The 20,391-nt window shown below is 64.5% G+C and carries 14 protein-coding genes; 5 read left to right on the top strand and 9 right to left on the bottom strand.

Annotation, left to right across the window (positions count from 1 at the left end; genetic code table 11):
• Nucleotides 1-46: 46 nt before the first annotated feature.
• The 8 genes from AC0ZZU_RS07935 to glnE form a co-directional block, all read right to left on the bottom strand.
• Nucleotides 47-1,489, bottom strand: a complete 1,443-nt coding sequence (locus AC0ZZU_RS07935) for a lipopolysaccharide kinase InaA family protein (protein ID WP_476339953.1) — start codon at nucleotides 1,487-1,489, stop codon at nucleotides 47-49.
• Nucleotides 1,489-2,241, bottom strand: a complete 753-nt coding sequence (locus AC0ZZU_RS07930; RefSeq protein ID WP_476339952.1) for a lipopolysaccharide kinase InaA family protein — start codon at nucleotides 2,239-2,241, stop codon at nucleotides 1,489-1,491. The genes AC0ZZU_RS07935 and AC0ZZU_RS07930 overlap by 1 nt, the downstream gene beginning before the upstream one ends.
• Nucleotides 2,238-2,972 (bottom strand): lipopolysaccharide kinase InaA family protein, encoded by a 735-nt coding sequence (locus tag AC0ZZU_RS07925; RefSeq protein ID WP_476339951.1) that lies wholly within the window; start codon nucleotides 2,970-2,972, stop codon nucleotides 2,238-2,240. The genes AC0ZZU_RS07930 and AC0ZZU_RS07925 overlap by 4 nt, the downstream gene beginning before the upstream one ends.
• Complete coding sequence (rfaP, locus tag AC0ZZU_RS07920; protein ID WP_476339950.1) at nucleotides 2,972-3,778, bottom strand: lipopolysaccharide core heptose(I) kinase RfaP; 807 nt, start codon at nucleotides 3,776-3,778, stop codon at nucleotides 2,972-2,974. The genes AC0ZZU_RS07925 and rfaP overlap by 1 nt, the downstream gene beginning before the upstream one ends.
• A complete protein-coding gene (locus tag AC0ZZU_RS07915) occupies nucleotides 3,775-4,899 on the bottom strand; it encodes a glycosyltransferase family 4 protein (RefSeq protein WP_476339949.1) in 1,125 nt (374 codons plus the stop codon). Before AC0ZZU_RS07915 ends, rfaP begins: the two co-directional genes overlap by 4 nt.
• A complete protein-coding gene (waaC, locus tag AC0ZZU_RS07910) occupies nucleotides 4,899-5,957 on the bottom strand; it encodes a lipopolysaccharide heptosyltransferase I (RefSeq protein ID WP_476339948.1) in 1,059 nt (352 codons plus the stop codon). Before waaC ends, AC0ZZU_RS07915 begins: the two co-directional genes overlap by 1 nt.
• Entirely contained in the window at nucleotides 5,958-7,007 is a 1,050-nt protein-coding gene (gene waaF, locus AC0ZZU_RS07905; protein ID WP_476339947.1) for a lipopolysaccharide heptosyltransferase II, read from the bottom strand.
• Nucleotides 7,008-7,229: 222 nt separating this feature from the next.
• On the bottom strand, nucleotides 7,230-10,166 hold the full coding sequence (gene glnE, locus AC0ZZU_RS07900; RefSeq protein WP_476339946.1) for a bifunctional [glutamate--ammonia ligase]-adenylyl-L-tyrosine phosphorylase/[glutamate--ammonia-ligase] adenylyltransferase: 2,937 nt from the start codon (nucleotides 10,164-10,166) through the stop codon (nucleotides 7,230-7,232).
• Nucleotides 10,167-10,549: 383 nt separating this feature from the next.
• Between glnE and aceE the strand changes: the two genes are divergently transcribed.
• The 4 genes from aceE (at nucleotide 10,550) to msrA (ending at nucleotide 18,610) form a co-directional block, all read left to right on the top strand.
• Complete coding sequence (gene aceE / locus AC0ZZU_RS07895; RefSeq protein WP_476339945.1) at nucleotides 10,550-13,195, top strand: pyruvate dehydrogenase (acetyl-transferring), homodimeric type; 2,646 nt, start codon at nucleotides 10,550-10,552, stop codon at nucleotides 13,193-13,195.
• A 13-nt stretch (nucleotides 13,196-13,208) separates the two neighbouring features.
• Nucleotides 13,209-14,849 (top strand): dihydrolipoyllysine-residue acetyltransferase, encoded by a 1,641-nt coding sequence (gene aceF / locus AC0ZZU_RS07890; RefSeq protein ID WP_476339944.1) that lies wholly within the window; start codon nucleotides 13,209-13,211, stop codon nucleotides 14,847-14,849.
• A 332-nt stretch (nucleotides 14,850-15,181) separates the two neighbouring features.
• On the top strand, nucleotides 15,182-17,875 hold the full coding sequence (locus tag AC0ZZU_RS07885) for a putative bifunctional diguanylate cyclase/phosphodiesterase (protein ID WP_476339943.1): 2,694 nt from the start codon (nucleotides 15,182-15,184) through the stop codon (nucleotides 17,873-17,875).
• Nucleotides 17,876-17,941: 66 nt separating this feature from the next.
• Nucleotides 17,942-18,610, top strand: a complete 669-nt coding sequence (gene msrA / locus AC0ZZU_RS07880; RefSeq protein WP_476339942.1) for a peptide-methionine (S)-S-oxide reductase MsrA — start codon at nucleotides 17,942-17,944, stop codon at nucleotides 18,608-18,610.
• A 9-nt stretch (nucleotides 18,611-18,619) separates the two neighbouring features.
• On the opposite strand, the gene rloA2 is transcribed toward msrA, so the two are convergent.
• Nucleotides 18,620-19,120 (bottom strand): retropepsin-like aspartic peptidase RloA2, encoded by a 501-nt coding sequence (gene rloA2, locus AC0ZZU_RS07875; RefSeq protein WP_476339941.1) that lies wholly within the window; start codon nucleotides 19,118-19,120, stop codon nucleotides 18,620-18,622.
• Between the two features lie 182 nt (nucleotides 19,121-19,302).
• Between rloA2 and AC0ZZU_RS07870 the strand changes: the two genes are divergently transcribed.
• Entirely contained in the window at nucleotides 19,303-20,190 is an 888-nt protein-coding gene (locus tag AC0ZZU_RS07870) for an acyltransferase (protein ID WP_476339940.1), read from the top strand.
• Nucleotides 20,191-20,391: the final 201 nt, after the last annotated feature.

The following is a 20,391-nucleotide window of genomic DNA, read 5'->3' as shown; positions in this document are numbered from 1 at the left end:
AGGCTACCGCACGTGCTGGCCAGAGGCGGCGCAGCATGCCCGGCCTCTACTCGGTAATACGCGGCAGAAGCTGATCCAGGCGTTGATACAGGGCGCTGCTGGCAGGCCAGTTGCGCAGCAGCCGCGCCCGGTCACGGGCAAAGGCCGGAGCGAAGCTGAGGCTGGTGGCGTGCTGGGTCATGGCGTCCAGGTCGATCAGCGACCACTGGCCGTCCTGCCAGAACAGATTATGGCCCTTCATGTCGCCATGGCTGATGCGCTCTCGGATCAGCTGTTGCAGCAGTTGTTGCAGGGCTTGCAACTGCGCTTCTGGAACCTCGCCGCTATCTACATAAGGCGCAAAGCTTGCGACCAGGTCTGGCCCGTCGGCGTACTCCGTCACGAGATAGGCGCGGCTGCGCAGGCCCATCACCCGCTGCTCCAGCACTGCCAGCGGCTTGGGGGTGGCGATGCCGAGAAACTCCAGGCGATGCCCTTCGATCCACGAGTGCCAGGCCCGGCTGGGGCGCCAGAAACGCTTGAACCAGTGGGCGGTGTTCTTGATGTTGTAGCGCTTGAGCACGAGCGGGTGCCCGCCTACCTCGACCCGCGCCACACTGGCCGCGCCGCCGGTCTTGTACAGGTGACCCTGGTCGATCAGCGCATCGGCCTGTTCCAGGACCGGCAGCAGCGCATCCAACTGCTTGCGGCGGACCGCGCGCAGGCCCGACAACGTGCGCTCGACGCTGAACAGCGTGCACTCGCGCCCAGCCTTGTCGAGGTAGTCCTTCAAGCGCCAGCTGCGCACCTTGTCGACCTGTTTCTGCAAGGCCTCCAGCGGCAGGGCGTGCTCGCCGTTGGCCAGCAGATAGTGCACCAGCAGCTCTTCGATGAACGGTTCAAGGCGCTTGGGCAACTGGGCGAAGAACACGCCGAGATTTTCCAGCACTCGCTGGCGGGACAGAGGCTGTCCCGCTTGCTCGGCCTTGATCCCGGCGCCATCGATCAGGTAAAGCCGGCCGTCATGACGCAGCAGGTTGTCCAGGTGCAGGTCGTCCTGCCACAGCCCCTTGGCGTGCATCTGCGCCACGGCCGTCAGCGCTTCGCAAAGCACGACGTGCTGCTCGTCTGCCAGCGGCGGCAGGCCCTCGACCTCGGCCCAGGCGTCGCCCAGGCTCTGGGCGTCTTCGAGAAACTCGAACAGCAGCCAGCCGCCCTCTCCCTGTTCAAGGCCCTCAGCCAGCAGCTGCGGGGTGGTCAGGCCTTGGGCAGCCATCAGGCGCACGCCGTCGCGCTCGCGCTGGAAGTGACGCGGCGCGTTGCCGCCGACCAGCAGCTTGGCCAGCACGGTACGCCCACGCCAGATACCGGCGCCGACATAGCGCTGGCCCGGCAGCACGCGCAACAGGGTGAGCAGTTGCAGTTCGGCAGGGCCGGCCGCATCGGCCAGGGACACCGACAGCGGCAGCGCCGGGGCGCGCCCGGCGTTCTTGAGTTCAGACAAACGCATCAGCGGGCCTCTTTTTCACGTCGGCGGCGCACCAGGCGCTGCAACCAGGTATCGACCAGCGCACTGTCCGCTGGCTGCTCGAGGTAGGCGGCGAGCAAGGTGCGCACATCCCCCTCGCTCCAGGCACCCGCCCGGCGCAGCAGCGGCTCCAGGTCCTTGAGCCGGTCACGCTGGCCAAACAGCAATGGCCGGGTTTTTTCCAGGTCGATCAGTTGCGCTTGCCAGCCAGTGCTGCGCACACGCAGGAAGATATGCTTGGGGTAGAAGCAGCCGTGTACCTGTCCTGCCTTGTGCAGCGTACGCGCAAGCTGTCCGCAGGCCTGCAGGATACCCACTCGCGGGGCGGCATCCAGCTGCGGCCATTGGCCGAGCAGGCCATCCAGATCGCTCCACTCGTCCAGCGCGCGGGTCATGAGGATCGCCCGCCGCTCGCCGGCCACCCTGCGCTCACCATAGAACACTGCCTGCAACGCCGGGATATGCAACTGCTGGTAGCGGCTGATGTTGCGAAACTCGCGGGCAAACGTCGGCTCGCCGAATGGGCTGTGCAGGGTGCGGGTCAGGTAGTCGCTCTGGCGCTTGAGGTAGTAGCCCTTGCCTTCGAGCTCCAGGCGATAGACGCTGCTCCAGCCGCCACGCCCGGTGTTGGGCTCGTCCACGGCGTCGAGCTGCAGCGCCCACAGGGCGTCGAACTCGGTCAGGCCATGACGTTGCAGCAGCGCCACGTCGGCGCTGGCCAGGTAATCGCTCATTCGCGTCCCTCGAAAAAATCCACCACGAGCCGGATGCGTTTCTTGTCCGCCGCGTTCAAGCGTTGGTGCCCGCGGTATTGCAGATAGAAACGCAGGCGCTGTGTCGCCGACAGGTGATATTTGGCGACCTTGTCCAGGCAGGCCAGGTCCTTGATGACCCGGTGGCGCAGCATGAAGCCGCGCCAGAAATCGCCGGTCGGGCAGTCGATGAAAAATAGCGTGCCCCGGTCATCGACCAGCAGGTTGCGCCATTTCAGGTCGTTGTGGGTGAAATGATGATCGTGCATCACCCGCGTGTGACGGGCCAACTGGCGGCTCAGGTGATCGACCCAGCCCCGGTCGGCCAGGCGCGCATCGTTGCGCTCGGCGAGCACCGACAGGTCCTCGGTACGTGGCAGCTCGCGGGTGATCATGGCGCCGCGGCCAAACGCCAGGCCGTTGCGCTCAAGCCCATGGGCGACCACTTCGGCGGTGGGAATGCCCCACTTCGCGAATTGCTTGAGGTTCTGCCATTCGGCCTTGATCCGCGGCCGGCCCAGGTAGCGGCGCAGACCCTTGCCGGCTCCGGTATAGCGCTTGACGTAGTAGTTGACGCCGTCGCGCTGCACGCGGATCACCTCGCTGAGCGGGTCGCGGGTCAGGCGTTCGCCCTGGAGGGCAAACACGGCATCGATGCTGCCGAAGTCCGCCGCCAGTGCCTCATACCCTGGCGCCAGTGTCCAACCCGCCATCAGAGCGCATCCCCATACCGCTGCTTGCGCGCGTAGAGCTTTTGCGCCTTGCCTTCGAGCCAACTGATCAAGGCGGCTTCCTCGGCAAGCACCTGGCGCAGCGGCTGCTGGAAATAGCCACGCAGGAAGCGCAGCTTGTCGCGCTGGGTCAGGCCGATGTCGAGCGCCGAAAAGTACAGCGCCGCCAGGTCCTTGTCGCGCCAGCGCCGCGAGATGCTCGGGCGGGTCTGGGCGCGGTGCAGGTCGATCAGCGACAGCTTGAAATCGTCGGCCGTTACCGGCCGGTCGGTATGCAGCAAGAAGTGGCAGATATAGCAGTCGCGGTGGTTGACCCCGGCACGGTGCATGGTGCCGGTCATCTTCGCCACTTCAGCGATCAGCGCACGCTTGAGGCGTGGCGCAGGCGGCTGACGGCGCCAGTCCAGGCTGAAGTCCTCGAGGCTGACGGTAGGCGCCAGCTCTTCGGTGACGATGAACGAATGCTGCGCCGCCGGATTGCTCCCGCGCTCTCCATAGGCCACGGCGGTCATGGTCGGCACACCCGCCTGGTGCAGGCGCTCGATGGCCCGCCATTCCTGGCCGGCACCGAGTACGGGCAGCTTGGCGGTGAACAGGTTCTTGAAGATCTCGCCCCAGCCGATGCCGCGGTGGATCTTGACGAAGTAACCCCTGCCTTCGACCTCGGTACGCAGGGTGCGGCGGCCTTCCAGCTCGCGGTATACCTCGCCCTGCAGAGCCTCGACGGCCTCGAAGGCATCGCGCTGGGTCCACAGGCGCTTGAAGGGTTCGGCCAGTATCAGTTTCATGCGCGCTCCGGAGCCAGGATAACGTCGGCGGCATGCTGGGGCATGCTGTACAGGTCGGCGGTGTCCGCGAACGCCAGGCCGTTGCGGCCCCAATCGGCGCGGGCCTGGCCATCTTCGAGCATGCGTTGCAGATAGCGGTTGAGCTGCTCCTGCTCGAACGGGTCGTCGAGCACCAGGCCGCTGTCGGCCTCGGCGATGTAGTGGGCGTAGCCACAGACCGCCGAGACCAGCACCGGCAGGCCGGCGACCAGGGCTTCGAGCAGCACGGTGCCGGTGTTTTCGTTGTAGGCCGGGTGAATCAGCAGGTCGGCGCCGAGCAGGAAGCGCGGGATGTCGCTGCGCCCCTTGAGGAACTCCACCTGATCGCCCAGGCCCAGGGCCGCGCTCTGCAGCTGGAACACCTTGGGGTCGTCCTGGCCGATGACCATCAGCCGGGTACGCTTGCGCAGCGCCGCAGGCAGGGCTGCCAGGGCCTTGAGGCTACGGTCGACGCCTTTGGTCTTGAACCCCGAGCCGATCTGCACCAGCAGCAAATCGTCATCCCCCAGACCGAATTCCTTGCGGAACTCCGCACGAATCTGCCCGGCATTGGCCGGCGCACGTCGGTCCTGGGAGATACCCGGCGGCAGCAGGTGGAAGCGCTCGACCGGCGTGTCGTAATGCTTGATGAACAGCGGCTGCTGCACCTCGGAGATCATCAGGATCTCGGTGCGGGCATCCTTGGCGAACACCGCGCGCTCGTATTCGGCGAAGTGCCGGTAGCGGCCCCAGCGGCGGTAGAGGCTGTGGCGCAGGTTCTGTGCCTTGTCCTCGAAGCAGCCGTCGGCGGCGTAGTAGACGTCCAGGCCCGGCATCTTGTTGAAGCCGATCAGCCGGTCGACCGGGCGCTTGGCCAGGTCCGCCTCCATCCAGGCGGTGAGCTTCTCGTTGCGCCGATGGTTGAACAGCGCCTTGACCGGAGCCACCAGTACTTCGAAGCCAGGCGGAATATCGCCTTCCCAGATCAGCGTGTAGACGCGGATCTGGTGGCCACGCTTCTGGCACTCCAGGGCAATGCGCATGAAATCGCGTTGCAGGCCGCCGAAGGGAAAATATTTGTACAGCACGAAAGCCAGTTGCATCAACGAACATCCTCAGCCAGCAGCAACGCGCTCAAGCGGCTCGCCACATGCTCGGGATTCAGGCGAGTGAAGCACAGCGGCCACTCGCGTTTGAGATCGTACCGGCGCAGGTCCTCGGCGCTCGGCTTGTAAGTGCATTTCTTCTGCATGCAGGGCGCGCACGGGAAGGTGCTGGCCTGGTGTACCTGGGACTTGCCATAGGCACCCGTGAGGCCCGGGTTGGTCGGGCCGAACAGCGACAGCGTCGGTACATCCAGCGCCGCGGCCAGGTGGCCAAGGCCAGTGTCCACGGCGACGCAGGCCTTGGCGGCAGCCAGCACGCGGGCAACGCCTGCCAGGTTCAGCCTGGGCAGTACCTGACAATTGTCCAGGCCCTTGGCGATGCGTTCGGCGCGCGCCTGCTCTGCAGGGTTGCCCCACGGCAGGCGCACTTGCAGACCCTTGTGCCCCATGCGCTCGGCCAGCTCGCGCCAGTAGGCCTCGGGCCAGTGCTTGGTGGCCCAGGTGGTGCCATGCAGAAACACCACGTAGGGCGCGGCGGGTGGCAGTTGCAGGCGGTTCAGGTCGAGGCCGTAGTCGCCCAGTCCTTCGGGCAGGTCATAGGCCAGGGCCAGGGCGAACAGCTTGCGTACCCGCTCGACGGCGTGCTGGCCGAGGGCTACCGACAGGGGCCGGTCGTAGAAACGGCTCGACCAGCCCTCGCGGGCCGAGTAGCGGTCGAGCCCGGCCACTGGCGCCTTGACGTAGCGAGTCAGCCAGGCTGACTTGACCAGGCCCTGGGCGTCGATCACCAGGTCATACTGACGCTCGCGCAGCCGCTGCTTGAACTGACGCCACTCGCCGCTCTTGAAGGTCTGCCAGAGGTTCTTGCGCCAGCGGCGGATGGCCACCGGAATCACCTGGTCGACGGCGGGGTGCCAGCTGGGAATCTCCGCGAAGCCTTCCTCCACCACCCAGTCGAAGCGGATGCCAGGGATGGCGTGGGCGGCATCGGTGAGCGCCGGGAGGGTGTGAATCACATCGCCCAGGGACGAGGTCTTGATGATCAGTACCCGCACTTAGTCGACCTCGGTCAGGACATCGATCAGTCCCGGCCCCTCGAGGCGCTGCAACGCCGTGATCACGGCATCGGGCTCAAGCAGGCGCAGACAATTGTAGTGGCCGAAGCGACAGGTGCGGTCGAAGCACGGGCTGCATTCCAGGCCCAGGCGCACGACCTCGACCTGATCGGCGAGCGGCGGGGTGAAACCTGGCGAGGTCGAGCCATAGACCGCCACCAGTGGGCGGTCGAGAGCGGCGGCCACGTGCATCAGGCCCGAATCGTTGGACACAACGGCAGCGGCGCAGGACATCAGGTCGATGGCCTCGGCGAGCGAGGTCTCGCCGCTGAGGTTGACGGACTCTTCGCGCAGGCCTGGTATCAGTCGGTCGCGGATCGACTCGCCGACCGGGTGGTCCTTTTTCGAGCCGAACAGCCAGACCTGCCAGCCTTCGCGGATCTTTGCCTCGGCGACCTGTGCGTAGTGCTCGGAGGGCCAGCGCTTGGCTTCGCCGAACTCGGCGCCTGGGCACAGCGCGAGCACCGGGCGGTCCAGCGCCAGGCCGAACTTGGCCAAGGCCGCGTCACGGCTCTCGCCTTCGATGCGCAGCCGCGGACGTGGATAAGGCGTGGGCAGGTCAGCGCCGTCCGGGAAAGCCAGCGCCATGAAGCGCTCGATCATCAGCGGGTACCGTGCCTTGTCCAGCTTGCGCACGTCATTGAGCAGGCCCCAGCGCATCTCGCCGCGCCAACCGGTCCGCCGGGCAATACCGGCGAAAAACGGCACGAGCGCCGATTTCAGCGAGTTGGGCAGCAGGATCGCCTGGTCGTACTGGCCCGTCAGCGACTTGCCGATGCGCCGACGCGTGCCCAGCTCCAGCGCGCCATGGCCGAGCGGAAAGCTCAAGGCCTTGCGAACTTCGGGCATGCGCTCGAGGATCGGCCGGCTCCAGTCGGGCGCCAGCACATCGATCACGCATTCGGGGTGACGGTGTTTCAGGCACTGGAACAGGGTTTGCGCCATCACCATGTCGCCTACCCAGCTAGGCCCAATGATCAGAATTCTCATGCTTTATCCAGAAACGGTCGGGGAGGCGCAGGCGACAGGACAACCTGGCCTCCCCTCTTTATATTCAGGCTATGTGGCCGGCAGTGTATCACGGGGCCTTGCGGGGGGCAGTTGGGGGTATCGCCCAGCGTAGGAGCGGCCTCGTGTCGCGAAAGGGCCGCGAAGCGGCCCCTGGGGCTCAGCGGTGCTGCGCAGATCCGGGGCCTCGTGTCGGGAAGGAGGTCAGCTCAGACCCAGCTCCGCCCAGATCCGCCGCACTTCGCGGCGTTCGTCGGCGAACTGCGCCGCATCGATCACCCCTGCCTGCTTCTGCAACGCCTGGCGGTGCGAGGCCGAGCGGAACGCCTTGTAGACCTCGCGCAGCAGCACGGCGTCGTGCGCGGGCATCAACCCGGCCTGCTCGAGCTCTTCAAGAATGCGAATGTTGTCAGTCCAGCGCAGCAGCGCCGGATGGTCATGAGACCAGGCCAGCGCCGCGTATTGCACCATGAATTCGATATCGACGATGCCGCCGGCATCCTGCTTGATATCGAAGGGCACGCCCGCGTCGAACGCATTGGCCGCCGTGCCCGCTGCGGTAATCCGGGTGCCCAGGCTGCCGCGCATCTTGGCGCGCATCTCGCTGACTTCGGCCCGCAGCTTGTCCAGGTCGCGGGGCCTGCCCAGCACCCGGGCGCGCACGCCCTCGAAGGCAGACGCCACCTGCGGGCAACCCACCAGCACCCGCGCCCGAACCAGGGCCTGGTGCTCCCAGGTCCAGGCTTCATTCTGCTGGTAGCGCTCGAACGCGCCCAGGGAGCTCACCAGCAACCCGGCTGCACCGGAGGGCCGCAAGCGCATGTCCACGTCGTACAGCTGGCCGGAGTTGGTCTGGGTAGTCACCAGGTGGATGATGCGCTGGCCCAGGCGAGTGTAGAACTGCGCGCTGTCGATGGGCTTGGCGCCGTCGGTCTCGGCCTGTGGGTCGCCGTCGTGGATGAACACCAGGTCCAGGTCCGAGCCATGGCCCAGCTCGATGCCGCCGACCTTGCCGTAGCCGACAATCACGAAGCCCGGGTCGCACAGGCTGCCATCGCTGCGCCTTGGCTGGCCATGGCGCGCCACGGTCTGGCGCCAGGCCAGGGCCAGCACCTGGTCCAGGATCGCCTCGGCAAGCCAGGTGAGGTAGTCACTGACTTTCATCAACGGCAGGTTGCCGGTGATCTCCGAAGCCGCCACGCGCAGGCTGTGAGCCAGCTTGAAGTGGCGCAGGGCTTCCATCTGCTGCTCAAGGTCGTCCTCGGGAATGCGCGTCAGGCGCTCGCGCAGCTCGCTGGCAAGCTCCGGCGCCAGCGGCGGGCTGAACAGCCGGCCTTCATTGAGCAGTTCATCAAGCAGCAACGGGAAGCGGGTGATCTGTTCGGCAATCCAGGGGCTGGCCGCGCACAGGGTCAGCAAGCGCCGCAGGGCCCCGGGGTTTTCCGTCAAAAGCACCAGGTACGCCGAACGCCGCGCCACCGCCTCGACCAGCGGCAGCACGCGCTCAAGCACCAGGTCCGGATCATCATGCTCGACCGCCTGCGCCAGCAGCCGCGGGATAAAGGCATCCAGCCGCTCGCGGCCGATGCGCTGCATCGAGCGCAACGCCGGGCTTACGCGCAGCCCCGCCAGGTGCCGCAGCGCCTTGGCGGCATCGGCGAACCCCGCCTCCTGCAACTGGCGGGCGGCAGCATCCTCGTCCTGGGCCTGTTCCCACAGCGGCGACCATTCGCCGCCGACGACCAGCTCGCTGTCTTCGCCCTCCTCTTCATCCGGATCAGCGATGACCTGGCGGAAATGCCAGTCGATGCGCCCGCGCCAGTGCATGAGCTGGGCGTGGAAGCTCGCCCAGTCGACGAAGCCCAGCATGTAGGCGATGCGCGCGCGGTCGGTATCGCCATCGGGCAGCATCTGCGTCTGGCGGTCGGCGATGGCCTGGATGGCGTGCTCGGTATAGCGCAGGAATTCATAGCCTTCGCGCAGCTCGGCAATGACCGCCCCAGGCAGGTAGCCCTGGCCTTCAAGGGTCGACAGCACCTTGAGCAGCGGCCGCTGCTGCAGGCTCAGGTCGCGGCCGCCATGGATCAGCTGGAAGGCCTGCGCGATGAACTCCACCTCGCGAATGCCACCGGCGCCGAGCTTGATATTGTCGGCCATGCCCTTGCGCCGCACCTCCTGCTGGATCAGCTGCTTCATGGTGCGCAGCGCCTCGATGGCCGAGAAGTCCAGGTAACGCCGGTAGACGAAGGGCCTGAGCATGTCCTGCAACTGCGCTCCAGCCGCCTGGTCGCCGGCCACCACGCGGGCCTTGATCATGGCATAGCGTTCCCAGTCGCGGCCCTGGTCCTGGTAGTAGTGCTCGAGGGCGTTGAAGCTCAGCACCAGCGCACCCGCCGAGCCATAAGGACGCAAGCGCATGTCGACACGAAACACGAAGCCGTCGACGGTCACCGGGTCCAGCGCCTTGATGAGCCGCTGGCCAAGCCGGGTGAAAAACTCCTGGTTGTCGAGCGAGCGCTTGATCCCTTCGGTCTCGCCGCCCTCCGGAAAGGCGAAGATCAGGTCGATATCCGATGACAGGTTCAGCTCCACCGCGCCCAGCTTGCCCATGCCCAGCACCACCAGGTGCTGCGGCAGACCGCTGCGGTGGCCGATCGGCGTGCCGAACTGCTGGCAATGGCGCGGGTACAGCCACTGATAGGCCTGGTCGATGGCGGCATCGGCAAGGTCCGACAGGTCGCGGCAGGTTTCACGCAAGTCGGCCTGGCGGGTCAGGTCGCGCCAGATGATGCGTACCTGCTGGCGGTTGCGCTCGCGGCGCAGGTTGCGCGCCAGTTCGTCCTCGCTCTGCGCCGCCTGGACCGCCGCAGCCACCTGAGCGCACAGCTCTCCAGGGGCGAAACCACGGTCCAGCTCGCCGCTGGCCACCAACTGGAACAGCACGTCCGGCTCGCGCACCGCCTGGCCAAGGACGAAGTCGCTGGCGGCGGCGACCTGGTTGAACTGCGCGCGGTGCAGCGCGCTCCAGTTGTCCAGGATCAGCCCGGAGTCTGCGGTCAGCGCTTCACGCAGAGACTGCTCGTTACGGGCGACGAGAGGTTGGAGGGCGGGAGGCAGATCGGAGGGCAAAGGCAGGCGCATGGGCTATCCTTGATCGGCGAACAAGAGGGGGGTTGATGCGGTCAAGGGGGAACCAGACCACGGTTGGACTGTCGTACAAAAGTTATTAATAGCTGTAAATCTCGAGTTATCGGCAGCAAACATCAAGAATCACCCAAGTAGAAGCCATTCCCCACCACCCGTATCGTTTTTCCTCACAACCCAGGTAGCGGCCATAAGCCGCTTTCCTGTAGTTTTACTACTACCCCAAAACTGCAAAAGCATGAAATGCGAGAGCATTTGTAGTAAAACTACACGGCGCCGGATCACACTCCGGTAATCCAAGAATTCATGACGTCTGCCCAAAAGGCCAGTCGCAAACTCAGGCAACCGATTCTGGAAGCCTTTCCGCCCTGGAGCAAGCCATGCAAGACCTCGATCCCGTCGAAACCCAGGAATGGCTGGACGCCCTGGAGTCGGTTCTCGACAAAGAAGGCGAAGACCGCGCTCACTACCTGATGACCCGTATGGGCGAGCTGGCCACCCGCAGTGGCTCCCAGCTGCCGTATGCGATCACCACGCCGTACCGCAACACCATCCCTGTCACCCACGAAGCACGCATGCCTGGCGACCTGTTCATGGAACGCCGCATTCGCTCGATGGTGCGTTGGAACGCCCTGGCCATGGTCATGCGCACCAACCTGAAAGACTCGGACCTGGGCGGACACATTTCGAGCTTCGCCTCCAGTGCCACCCTGTATGACATCGGCTTCAACTACTTCTTCCAGGCACCGACCGAAGAACACGGCGGCGACCTGATCTTCTTCCAGGGGCATGCATCCCCTGGCGTCTACGCCCGCGCCTTCATGGAAGGCCGCATCAGCGAAGACCAGATGAACAACTTCCGCCAGGAAGTGGACGGCAAGGGCCTGTCCTCGTACCCGCACCCATGGCTGATGCCTGACTTCTGGCAGTTCCCGACCGTTTCGATGGGTCTGGGACCGATCCAGGCGATCTACCAGGCGCGCTTCATGAAGTACCTCGAAGCCCGCGGCTACATCCCGGCCGGCAAGCAGAAGGTCTGGTGCTTCATGGGCGACGGCGAGTGCGACGAGCCTGAATCCCTGGGCGCGATCTCCCTGGCTGGCCGCGAGAAGCTGGACAACCTGATCTTTGTCATCAACTGCAACCTGCAGCGCCTCGACGGCCCGGTTCGCGGCAACGGCAAGATCATCCAGGAACTCGAAGGCGTGTTCCGTGGCGGTGGCTGGAACGTCAACAAGGTGGTCTGGGGCCGTTTCTGGGACCCACTGCTGGCCAAGGACGTCGACGGCATCCTGCAGCGCCGCATGGACGAAGTCATCGACGGCGAGTACCAGAACTACAAGGCCAAGGACGGCGCGTTCGTCCGTGAGCACTTCTTCAACACCCCGGAACTCAAGGCCATGGTCGCCGACCTGTCCGACGACGAGATCTGGAAGCTCAACCGTGGCGGCCACGACCCGTACAAGGTCTATGCGGCCTACCACCAGGCGGTCAACCACAAAGAGCAGCCGACCGTCATCCTGGCCAAGACCATCAAGGGCTACGGCACCGGTGCTGGCGAAGCCAAGAACACCGCGCACAACACCAAGAAGGTCGATGTCGACAGCCTGCGTCACTTCCGTGACCGCTTCGACATCCCGGTCAAGGACGCCGATCTCGAGAACCTGCCGTTCTTCAAGCCAGAAGAAGGCAGCGCCGAGGCCCGTTACCTGGCCGAGCGCCGCGCCGCGCTGGGTGGCTTCGTGCCGCAACGCCGCGCCAAGAGCTTCAGCATCCCGACCCCGCCACTGGAAACCCTGAAGGCGATCCTGGACGGCTCGGGCGACCGTGAAATCTCCACCACCATGGCCTTCGTGCGCATCCTGGCGCAACTGGTCAAGGACAAGGAAATCGGCCAGCGCATCGTGCCGATCATCCCGGACGAAGCCCGTACCTTCGGTATGGAAGGCATGTTCCGCCAGTTGGGCATCTACTCGTCCGTCGGCCAGCTCTACGAGCCAGTCGACAAGGACCAGGTGATGTTCTACCGCGAGGACAAGAAGGGCCAGATCCTCGAGGAAGGCATCAACGAAGCCGGCGCCATGTCGTCGTTCATCGCTGCCGGTACCTCGTACAGCAACCACAACCAGCCGATGCTGCCGTTCTACATCTTCTACTCGATGTTCGGCTTCCAGCGTATCGGCGACCTGGCCTGGGCCGCTGGCGACAGCCGTACCCGTGGCTTCCTGATCGGCGGCACCGCTGGCCGTACCACCCTGAACGGTGAAGGCCTGCAGCACGAAGACGGTCACAGCCACCTGCTGGCTGCCACCATCCCGAACTGCCGCACCTATGATCCGACCTACGGCTACGAGCTGGCGGTGATCATCCAGGACGGCATGAAGAAGATGACCGAAGAGCAACAGGACGTCTTCTACTACATCACCGTGATGAACGAATCCTACCAGCAGCCTGCCATTCCGGCCGGTGCCGAGGAAGGCATCATCAAGGGCATGTACCTGCTCGAGGAAGACACCCGCGAAGCCGCGCACCACGTGCAGCTCATGGGTTCGGGCACTATCCTGCGCGAAGTCCGTGAAGCGGCGAAGATCCTGCGTGACGAGTTCAACGTCGGCGCCGACGTCTGGAGCGTCACCAGCTTCAACGAACTGCGCCGCGACGGCCTGGCCGTTGAGCGCAGCAACCGCCTCAAGCCTGGCCAGAAGCCAGAGAAGACGTACGTCGAACAGTGCCTGGCTGGCCGTAAAGGCCCGGTCATCGCCTCTACCGACTACATGAAGATCTTTGCCGAGCAGATCCGTCAGTGGGTGCCGAGCAAGGAGTTCAAGGTCCTGGGTACCGATGGTTTCGGCCGCAGCGACAGCCGCAAGAAGCTGCGTCACTTCTTCGAAGTCGACCGTCACTTCGTGGTGCTGGCTGCCCTGGAAGCCTTGGCTGACCGTGGCGAGATCGAACCCAAGGTCGTGGCCGATGCCATCACCAAGTTCGGCATCGACCCGGACAAGCGCAACCCACTGGACTGCTGAGGAGTATTTTTAAGTGAGCGAACTCATTCGCGTACCTGACATCGGCAGCGGTGAAGGTGAAGTCATCGAGCTGTTCGTCAAGGTCGGCGACCGTATCGAAGCCGACCAGAGCCTGCTGACCCTGGAGTCCGACAAGGCCTCCATGGAGATCCCCGCGCCGAAGGCTGGTGTGATCAAGTCGTTGAAGGTCAAGCTGGGCGACACCCTCAAAGAGGGCGACGAACTGCTGGAACTGGAAGTCGAGGGCGCAGCCGCTGCGCCTGAGGCTCCGGCCGCAGCGCCAGCTGCTCCGGCCGCCGAAGAGAAGCCTGCCGCCGCACCTGCGCCGGCCGAGGCTGCTCCGGCGCCTGCCGCTGCCGCCAGCGTGCAGGACATCCACGTGCCGGACATCGGCTCGTCGGGCAAGGCCAAGATCATCGAAGTGCTGGTCAAGGCCGGTGACACGGTCGAAGCCGACCAGTCGCTGATCACCCTGGAGTCCGACAAGGCTTCCATGGAAATCCCGTCCCCCGCCGCTGGCGTGGTCGAGGAAGTGATCTGCAAGCTGGACGACGAAGTCGGCACCGGCGACCTGATCCTCAAGCTCAAGGTCCAGGGCGCAGCCCCGGCCGCGGCTGCAGCACCTGTCGCTGCGCCTGCACCGGCCAAGGCCGAGGCGGCTCCGGCCGCCGCGCCAACTGCTGCCCCTGCGCCAGCCGCCGCACCTGCCGCCACCGCGCCTGCGGCTGGCAGCAACGCCAAGGTTCACGCCGGGCCAGCCGTGCGTCAGCTGGCCCGTGAGTTCGGCGTCGAGCTCGGCGCCGTCTCGGCCACCGGCCCGCACGGCCGCATCCTGAAAGAAGACGTGCAGGTCTACGTCAAGGCGATGATGCAGAAGGCCAAGGAAGCTCCTGCCGCCGCCGGTGCTACCGGTGGTGCTGGTATTCCGCCGATCCCGGTCGTCGACTTCAGCCGCTTCGGTGAAGTCGAGGAAGTGGCCATGACCCGCCTGATGCAGGTCGGCGCCGCCAACCTGCACCGCAGCTGGCTCAACGTGCCTCATGTCACCCAGTTCGACTCGGCCGACATCACCGAGCTCGAAGCCTTCCGCGTCGCGCAGAAGGCCGTGGCTGAAAAGGCCGGCGTCAAGCTGACTGTCCTGCCGCTGCTGCTCAAGGCATGTGCGCACCTGCTCAAGGAGCTGCCGGACTTCAACAGTTCGCTGGCCCCAAGCGGCAAGGCGATCATCCGCAAGAAGTACGTGAACATCGGCTTTGCCGTGGACACCCCGGATGGCCTGCTGGTACCCGTGATCAAGAACGTCGACCAGAAAAGCCTGCTGCAGTTGGCTGGCGAAGCTGCGGCCTTGGCCGAAAAGGCGCGCACCAAGAAGTTGTCCGCCGACGACATGCAGGGCGCCTGCTTCACCATCTCCAGCCTCGGTCACATTGGCGGCACCGGCTTCACGCCGATCGTCAACGCGCCTGAAGTGGCGATCCTGGGTGTGTCCAAGGCCACTATCCAGCCCGTCTGGGACGGCAGGGCCTTCCAGCCCAAGCTGATGCTGCCGCTGTCGCTGTCGTACGATCACCGCGTGATCAACGGCGCCGCCGCCGCGCGCTTCACCAAGCGCCTGGGCGACCTGCTGACCGACATCCGCACCATGCTGCTGTAATCGCTGCACCCTGCCTTCCCCCGGGAAGGCAGGCATCTTTTTCGAGCTGCCACGCTCGTACCTCGACCCCGCAGATGAGCGGGTTTTTTTTTGCGCTTGGGACCTTGCGGCGCCGCGCAAATCGAGCGCCGCGCCCACTGCGCTCGATCTGAAGTGCGCTGCAAAACCCAAGCGCATACACCCCTACAGTAATCCCACTCTTTGCCGATACAGCGATATCACTGCCGCACACGGATGCTTGTCAGGCCCAGGGCAGTTGATGCAACCTTGCCCGAACGCGCTGCTGGCCTTTACATGGCCAGTGCCAACCGCCCTCTTCAAGCGAGCCTTCGATGAAAAGCCATCCCGATGCTGCCAGCCGACTGGTAGCCGAGGTCGTGACGCAATTGCCCGTGCCTTCGCGGCTCGGCATGCTGCGCTTCGAACGGCTGAACGAAGCCAGTTGGGCAATGCTTTACCTCGATCCCAACTGCGACCGTCACTTCGGCCTGCCGGCTTCCGAGCTCTGCGCCCTGCTCGGCTCGCCTTACGCCAGCCTGATGGAACCCGAGGCCCGCTATAAACTGCACGACGAGATCCAGGAGCAGCTGGCTCAGCGCCCATACTACCTGGTGCGCTACACCTTGCATGTGGCCCACGGTGCGCTGCGCCTGCTCGAAATCGGCGAACCCTACAAGCAACACAACCGGCAACTGCTGCGCGGCTATCTGACCGCGCTCGACGACGTGCACGAACAGCGCCCGGACCTCGCTTCCAGCGAGCTGGAAAACCGCAACAACCGTCTGCAGATCGCTCTGCAGCTCAACCAGCGCGCCCAGCAGGAACAGCTCGAGCACCTGGAGCGTGTCCGCGCCCAGCAGGATCTGATCCTGCGCCTGGCTCGCCAGCGCTACAGCGCCAGCAACTCGCTGCTCGAGGCCGCCGAGCTGATCACCCGCAGCGCCTGCGAGATCTACCGCATCGACTGCGCGAGCCTCTGGTACCTGCACGACCAGCGCCTGGAGCCGATCTCGGCCTACTACCGCAGCACGCAGGAGTACCGCCTGCCGCAGCCGATCGACGCCGGCCTGTTTCCTGACTACCTTGACGCCCTGCACACCAGCCGGGCCATCGACGCTCACGACGCCAGCGAAGACCCGCGCACACGCGACATGGCAGACTGCCTGTTCAGCACCGAAAACAACGCCATGCTCGACGCCAGCATCCGCGTCGACGGCCAGGTAGTCGGCGTGCTGTGCCTTGAGCACACCGGTTCGTCACGCGCCTGGCAGTCTGACGAGATCGCCTTTGCCGGCGAGCTGGCCGACCAGTTCGCGCAAGTCATCAACAATCACAACCGGCGCACTGCCACCAGCGCCCTGCACCTGTTCCAGCGGGCGGTCGAGCAAAGCGCCAACGCCTTTTTGCTGGTCAACCGCGACGGCGTGGTGGAGTACGTCAACCCGAGCTTCACCGCGATTACCCAGTACAGCACCGACGAGGTCCAGGGTCGTCACCTGGCCGAGCTCCCAGCACTCGAAAATCTCAGCGAGCTGCTGTTCGACTCGCCATCGAGCCTGGCCATGGGCAACAGCTGGCAGGGTGAGTTTCGCAGCCGGCGCAAAAACCTGGAGCCCTACTGGGGGCAGCTGTCGATTTCAAAGGTGTATGGGGACAACCGCGAACTGACCCACTACATCGGCATCTACGAAGACGTCACCCAGAGCAAGCTGGCACAGCAGCGCATCGAGCGCCTGGCCTACACCGACAACCTGACCAGCCTGGGCAATCGCCCGGCGTTCATCCGCAACCTCGACGAGCGCTTCGCCACCGGCGACGAGAGCCCGATCAGCCTGTTGCTGGTGGACATCGACAACTTCAAGCGGATCAACGACAGCCTCGGCCATCATACTGGCGACAAGCTGCTGATCAGCCTGGCCCGGCGCCTGCGCAACAGCCTCAGCACCGGCGGCAGCCTGGCACGCTTTGCCAGTAACGAATTCGCCGTGCTGCTGGAACATACCTCGCTTGAAGACGGCCAGCAGATTGCCCAGCAACTGCTGCACACCCTCGACAAGCCGATGTTCGTCGACAATCAGCTGATCAATGTCACCGCCTCGGTGGGCCTGGCCTGTGCACCGGTGCATGGCCGCGACCCGCAGACCCTGATGAAAAACGCAGGCCTTGCCCTGCACAAGGCCAAGGCTAACGGCAAGCACCAGGTGCAGGTGTTCACCGAAGTGCTCAATGCCGAAGCCAGCTACAAGCTGTTCGTCGAGAACAACCTGCGCCGCGCGCTCAGCCAGAACGAACTGGAAGTGTTCTACCAGCCCAAGCTGTGTTTGCGCAGCGGGCGGCTGCTGGGCATGGAGGCGCTGCTGCGCTGGAACCACCCCGAGCGCGGGATGATCCGTCCCGACCAGTTCATCAGCGTGGCCGAGGAAACCGGCCTGATCATCCCGATTGGCAAATGGGTGGTGCGCCAGTCGTGCCGCATGAGCCTTGAGCTGCGCGCAGCGGGCCTGGGCGACCTGCAGGTGGCGATCAACCTGTCGCCCAAGCAGTTTTCCGATCCGGAGCTGGTCGCCTCGATCGCCAGCATCATCAAGGAAGAAGGACTGCCCCCTCATCTGCTGGAGCTCGAACTCACCGAGGGCCTGCTGCTCGAGGCCACCGAAGACACTCACCGCCAGCTCGAAGAGCTCAAGCAACTGGGCCTGACCCTGGCAATGGACGACTTCGGCACCGGTTATTCGTCGCTGAGCTACCTGAAGAAGTTTCCGATCGACATCATCAAGATCGATCGCAGCTTCATCAACGAGATTCCCGACAACCAGGACGACATGGAAATCACCTCCGCAGTGGTGGCCATGGCCCACAACCTCAAGCTCAAGGTGGTCGCCGAGGGCATCGAGACCGCTGCGCAGCTGGAATTCCTGCGCCGCCACCGCTGCGACGTCGGCCAGGGCTACCTGTTCGACCGGCCGATTCCCGGCCGCGAGCTGATCGAGCGGCTGCGGCGCTATCCGCGCGGCCCGATGGCCTGACAGCGACGAGACACTCGGGCACACTACCGGTCTATCCCTTATCCACCTGACAACAGAGGAACGGCCATGGTCCTGCGTTCGGAAATCCTGGTGAACAAGAATGTACTGCCTAGCGCGGAACAGGCCCTGCCTGGCCGCGAGTCGCCAATGACCCTGCCCGAGACGCACTTTGTCTTCGAAGGCACCCCGCTGCTCGGCCCCTTCTTCGAGGGCAGCATCGATTTTGCCATTTTTGGCCTGGGCTGCTTCTGGGGCGCCGAGCGTCGCTTCTGGCAGCGCGAAGGCGTGGTCAGTACCGTGGTCGGCTATGCCGGCGGCTTTACCCCCAACCCCACCTACGAAGAAGTCTGTTCAGGCCTGACAGGCCACACCGAAGTGGTGCTGGTGGTCTTCGACAAGGACAAGGTCAGCTATCAGGAGCTGCTGGCGATGTTCTGGGAGCTTCACAACCCAACGCAGGGCATGCGCCAGGGCAACGACATCGGCACCCAGTACCGCTCGGCTATCTACTGCACCTCGCCTGAACAACTGCAGGCCGCTCAAGCCAGCAAAGCCGCTTATCAGGCCGAGCTGACCAAGGCCGGGTTCGGCGATATCAGCACCGAGATCGACCAGGCCCCGACTGTCTACTTCGCCGAGGCCTACCATCAGCAGTACCTGGCCAAGAACCCTGAAGGCTATTGCGGGATCGGCGGCACTGGCGTTTGCATGCCACCAAGCCTGCAAGGTAACTGAGCCGCGTGCTCAACAATCCGGCTTGCCAGCGGTGAAGCGGCGGGCCGGGTTCACTGCGGCCTTGAACTCACGCAGCGCCTTGGCGCCGATCAGCAGCGGGTAGTTGAAACTGCTGCGGTCGGTGAGGTTGACCTCCACGGTGCGCTTCTCGTCGCCCAGGCAGAGCTCCAGGTCGACGACCGGCCGCTTGGCCACCTCTGCGCCTTCACCGTCCTCGTCTTCATCGGCCCGGCTCTTGATCTTGCTGATACGCGATACCTTGTGCTCGTAGACCTTGCCGTCGCCGTCCTTGGTCGCCAGGCGAAAACGCACCCACTCATCACCATCACGGGTAAAGCGCTCGATGTCCTTGGCCGACAGCGAAGCCGTCAGCGCGCCGGTGTCCATCTTGGCCTTGAGGGTCTCGCCGATTTCCGGCAGCTTGATGTATTCGTAACGCCCGTAAAGGGTCGGGTCGGCTGCCATTACCGGCATGGCCAGCAACGACAATAATGCGAGAAGAGGTTTCACAGGATGGCTTCCTTGAACTGAGACAGTGGTTAGACTGCCCGAAAGGGATAGGTTCGCAGCCAGGGCCGGTCCAACACAACATGAAACATTTGTGCGGCCTACACCAGACAGGGAAGTTTGGCGTAGGACCTAGCCCTGCTTATCATTGCCGCATGTTTATATCCGACAACAAGAGTTCATCTATGCGTCGCCTGCTGACCGGCATCTTCGTGGCCCTCCTGCTGCTGCTCAACACTTTGGTGATGATAGGCCCGCTGCTGGTCTTCGCCCTTCTCAAACTCGTGCTGCCAGGCCGCTACGGGGACTATGCGTCTGCCGGAGTGATGTGGATGGCCGAGAGCTGGGCCGAAGTCGACAAACTGATCTTCGCCCTGTGCATCCCCACCCAATGGGATGTCCGTGGCGCCGACAACCTGCGCAAGGACACCTCGTACCTGGCGGTGAGCAACCACCAGACCTGGGTCGACATCCCCGCGCTCATCGAAAGTCTCAACCGCCGCACTCCCTTCTTCAAGTTCTTCCTCAAGAAAGAGCTGATCTGGGTGCCGCTGCTGGGGCTTGCCTGGTGGGGCCTGGACTACCCCTTCATGAAGCGCTACAGCAAGGCCTTCCTGGAAAAGAACCCGCATCTCAAGGGTCAGGACCTGGAAATCACCAAGGCCGCCTGCGAGCTGTTCAGGCGCCAGCCGGTGACCGTGGTCAACTATCTCGAAGGCACCCGCTTCACCGAAGCCAAGCATCGTGAGCAGCAGTCACCGTTTCGTCACTTGCTCAAGCCCAAGGCCGGCGGCGTGGCGTTTGTGCTGGCGGCTCTGGGTGAGCAGCTCGACGCGCTGCTCGATGTGACCATCGTCTACCCGGGCAACCAGGCACCCGGCTTCTGGGACCTGCTCAACGGCAGCATCCCGCGGGTGATCATCGATATCCAGGTGCGCGAGCTGGACCCGGCGTTGTGGGCCGGGGAGTATGAGGCCGACCCGGTTTTCCGGCAGACCGTGCAGGCTTGGGTGAACCAGCTGTGGCAGGAGAAGGATGAGCGGATCGAGAGGTTGCGGGGAGAGTTGCGGTGAGGTTCAGGGCCTCTTCGCTGGCCAGTCGGAGCGTCGAACCGCAGCTCCCACAGGTACAGCGCAGGCCTGAGAGCACTGCTCCCTTTGTGGGGCTGACTTGCCAGGTCAACAAAAACAGTTGCCCACAGGTACGGCGCTGATCTCTGAGATGGCGCCGTACCTGTGGGAGCTGCGGTTCGGCGCTCCGACTTGCCAGCGAAA

The organism is Pseudomonas sp. JE3303 (assembly GCF_056312565.1).
This window is presented reverse-complemented; position numbering and strand designations above follow the sequence as displayed.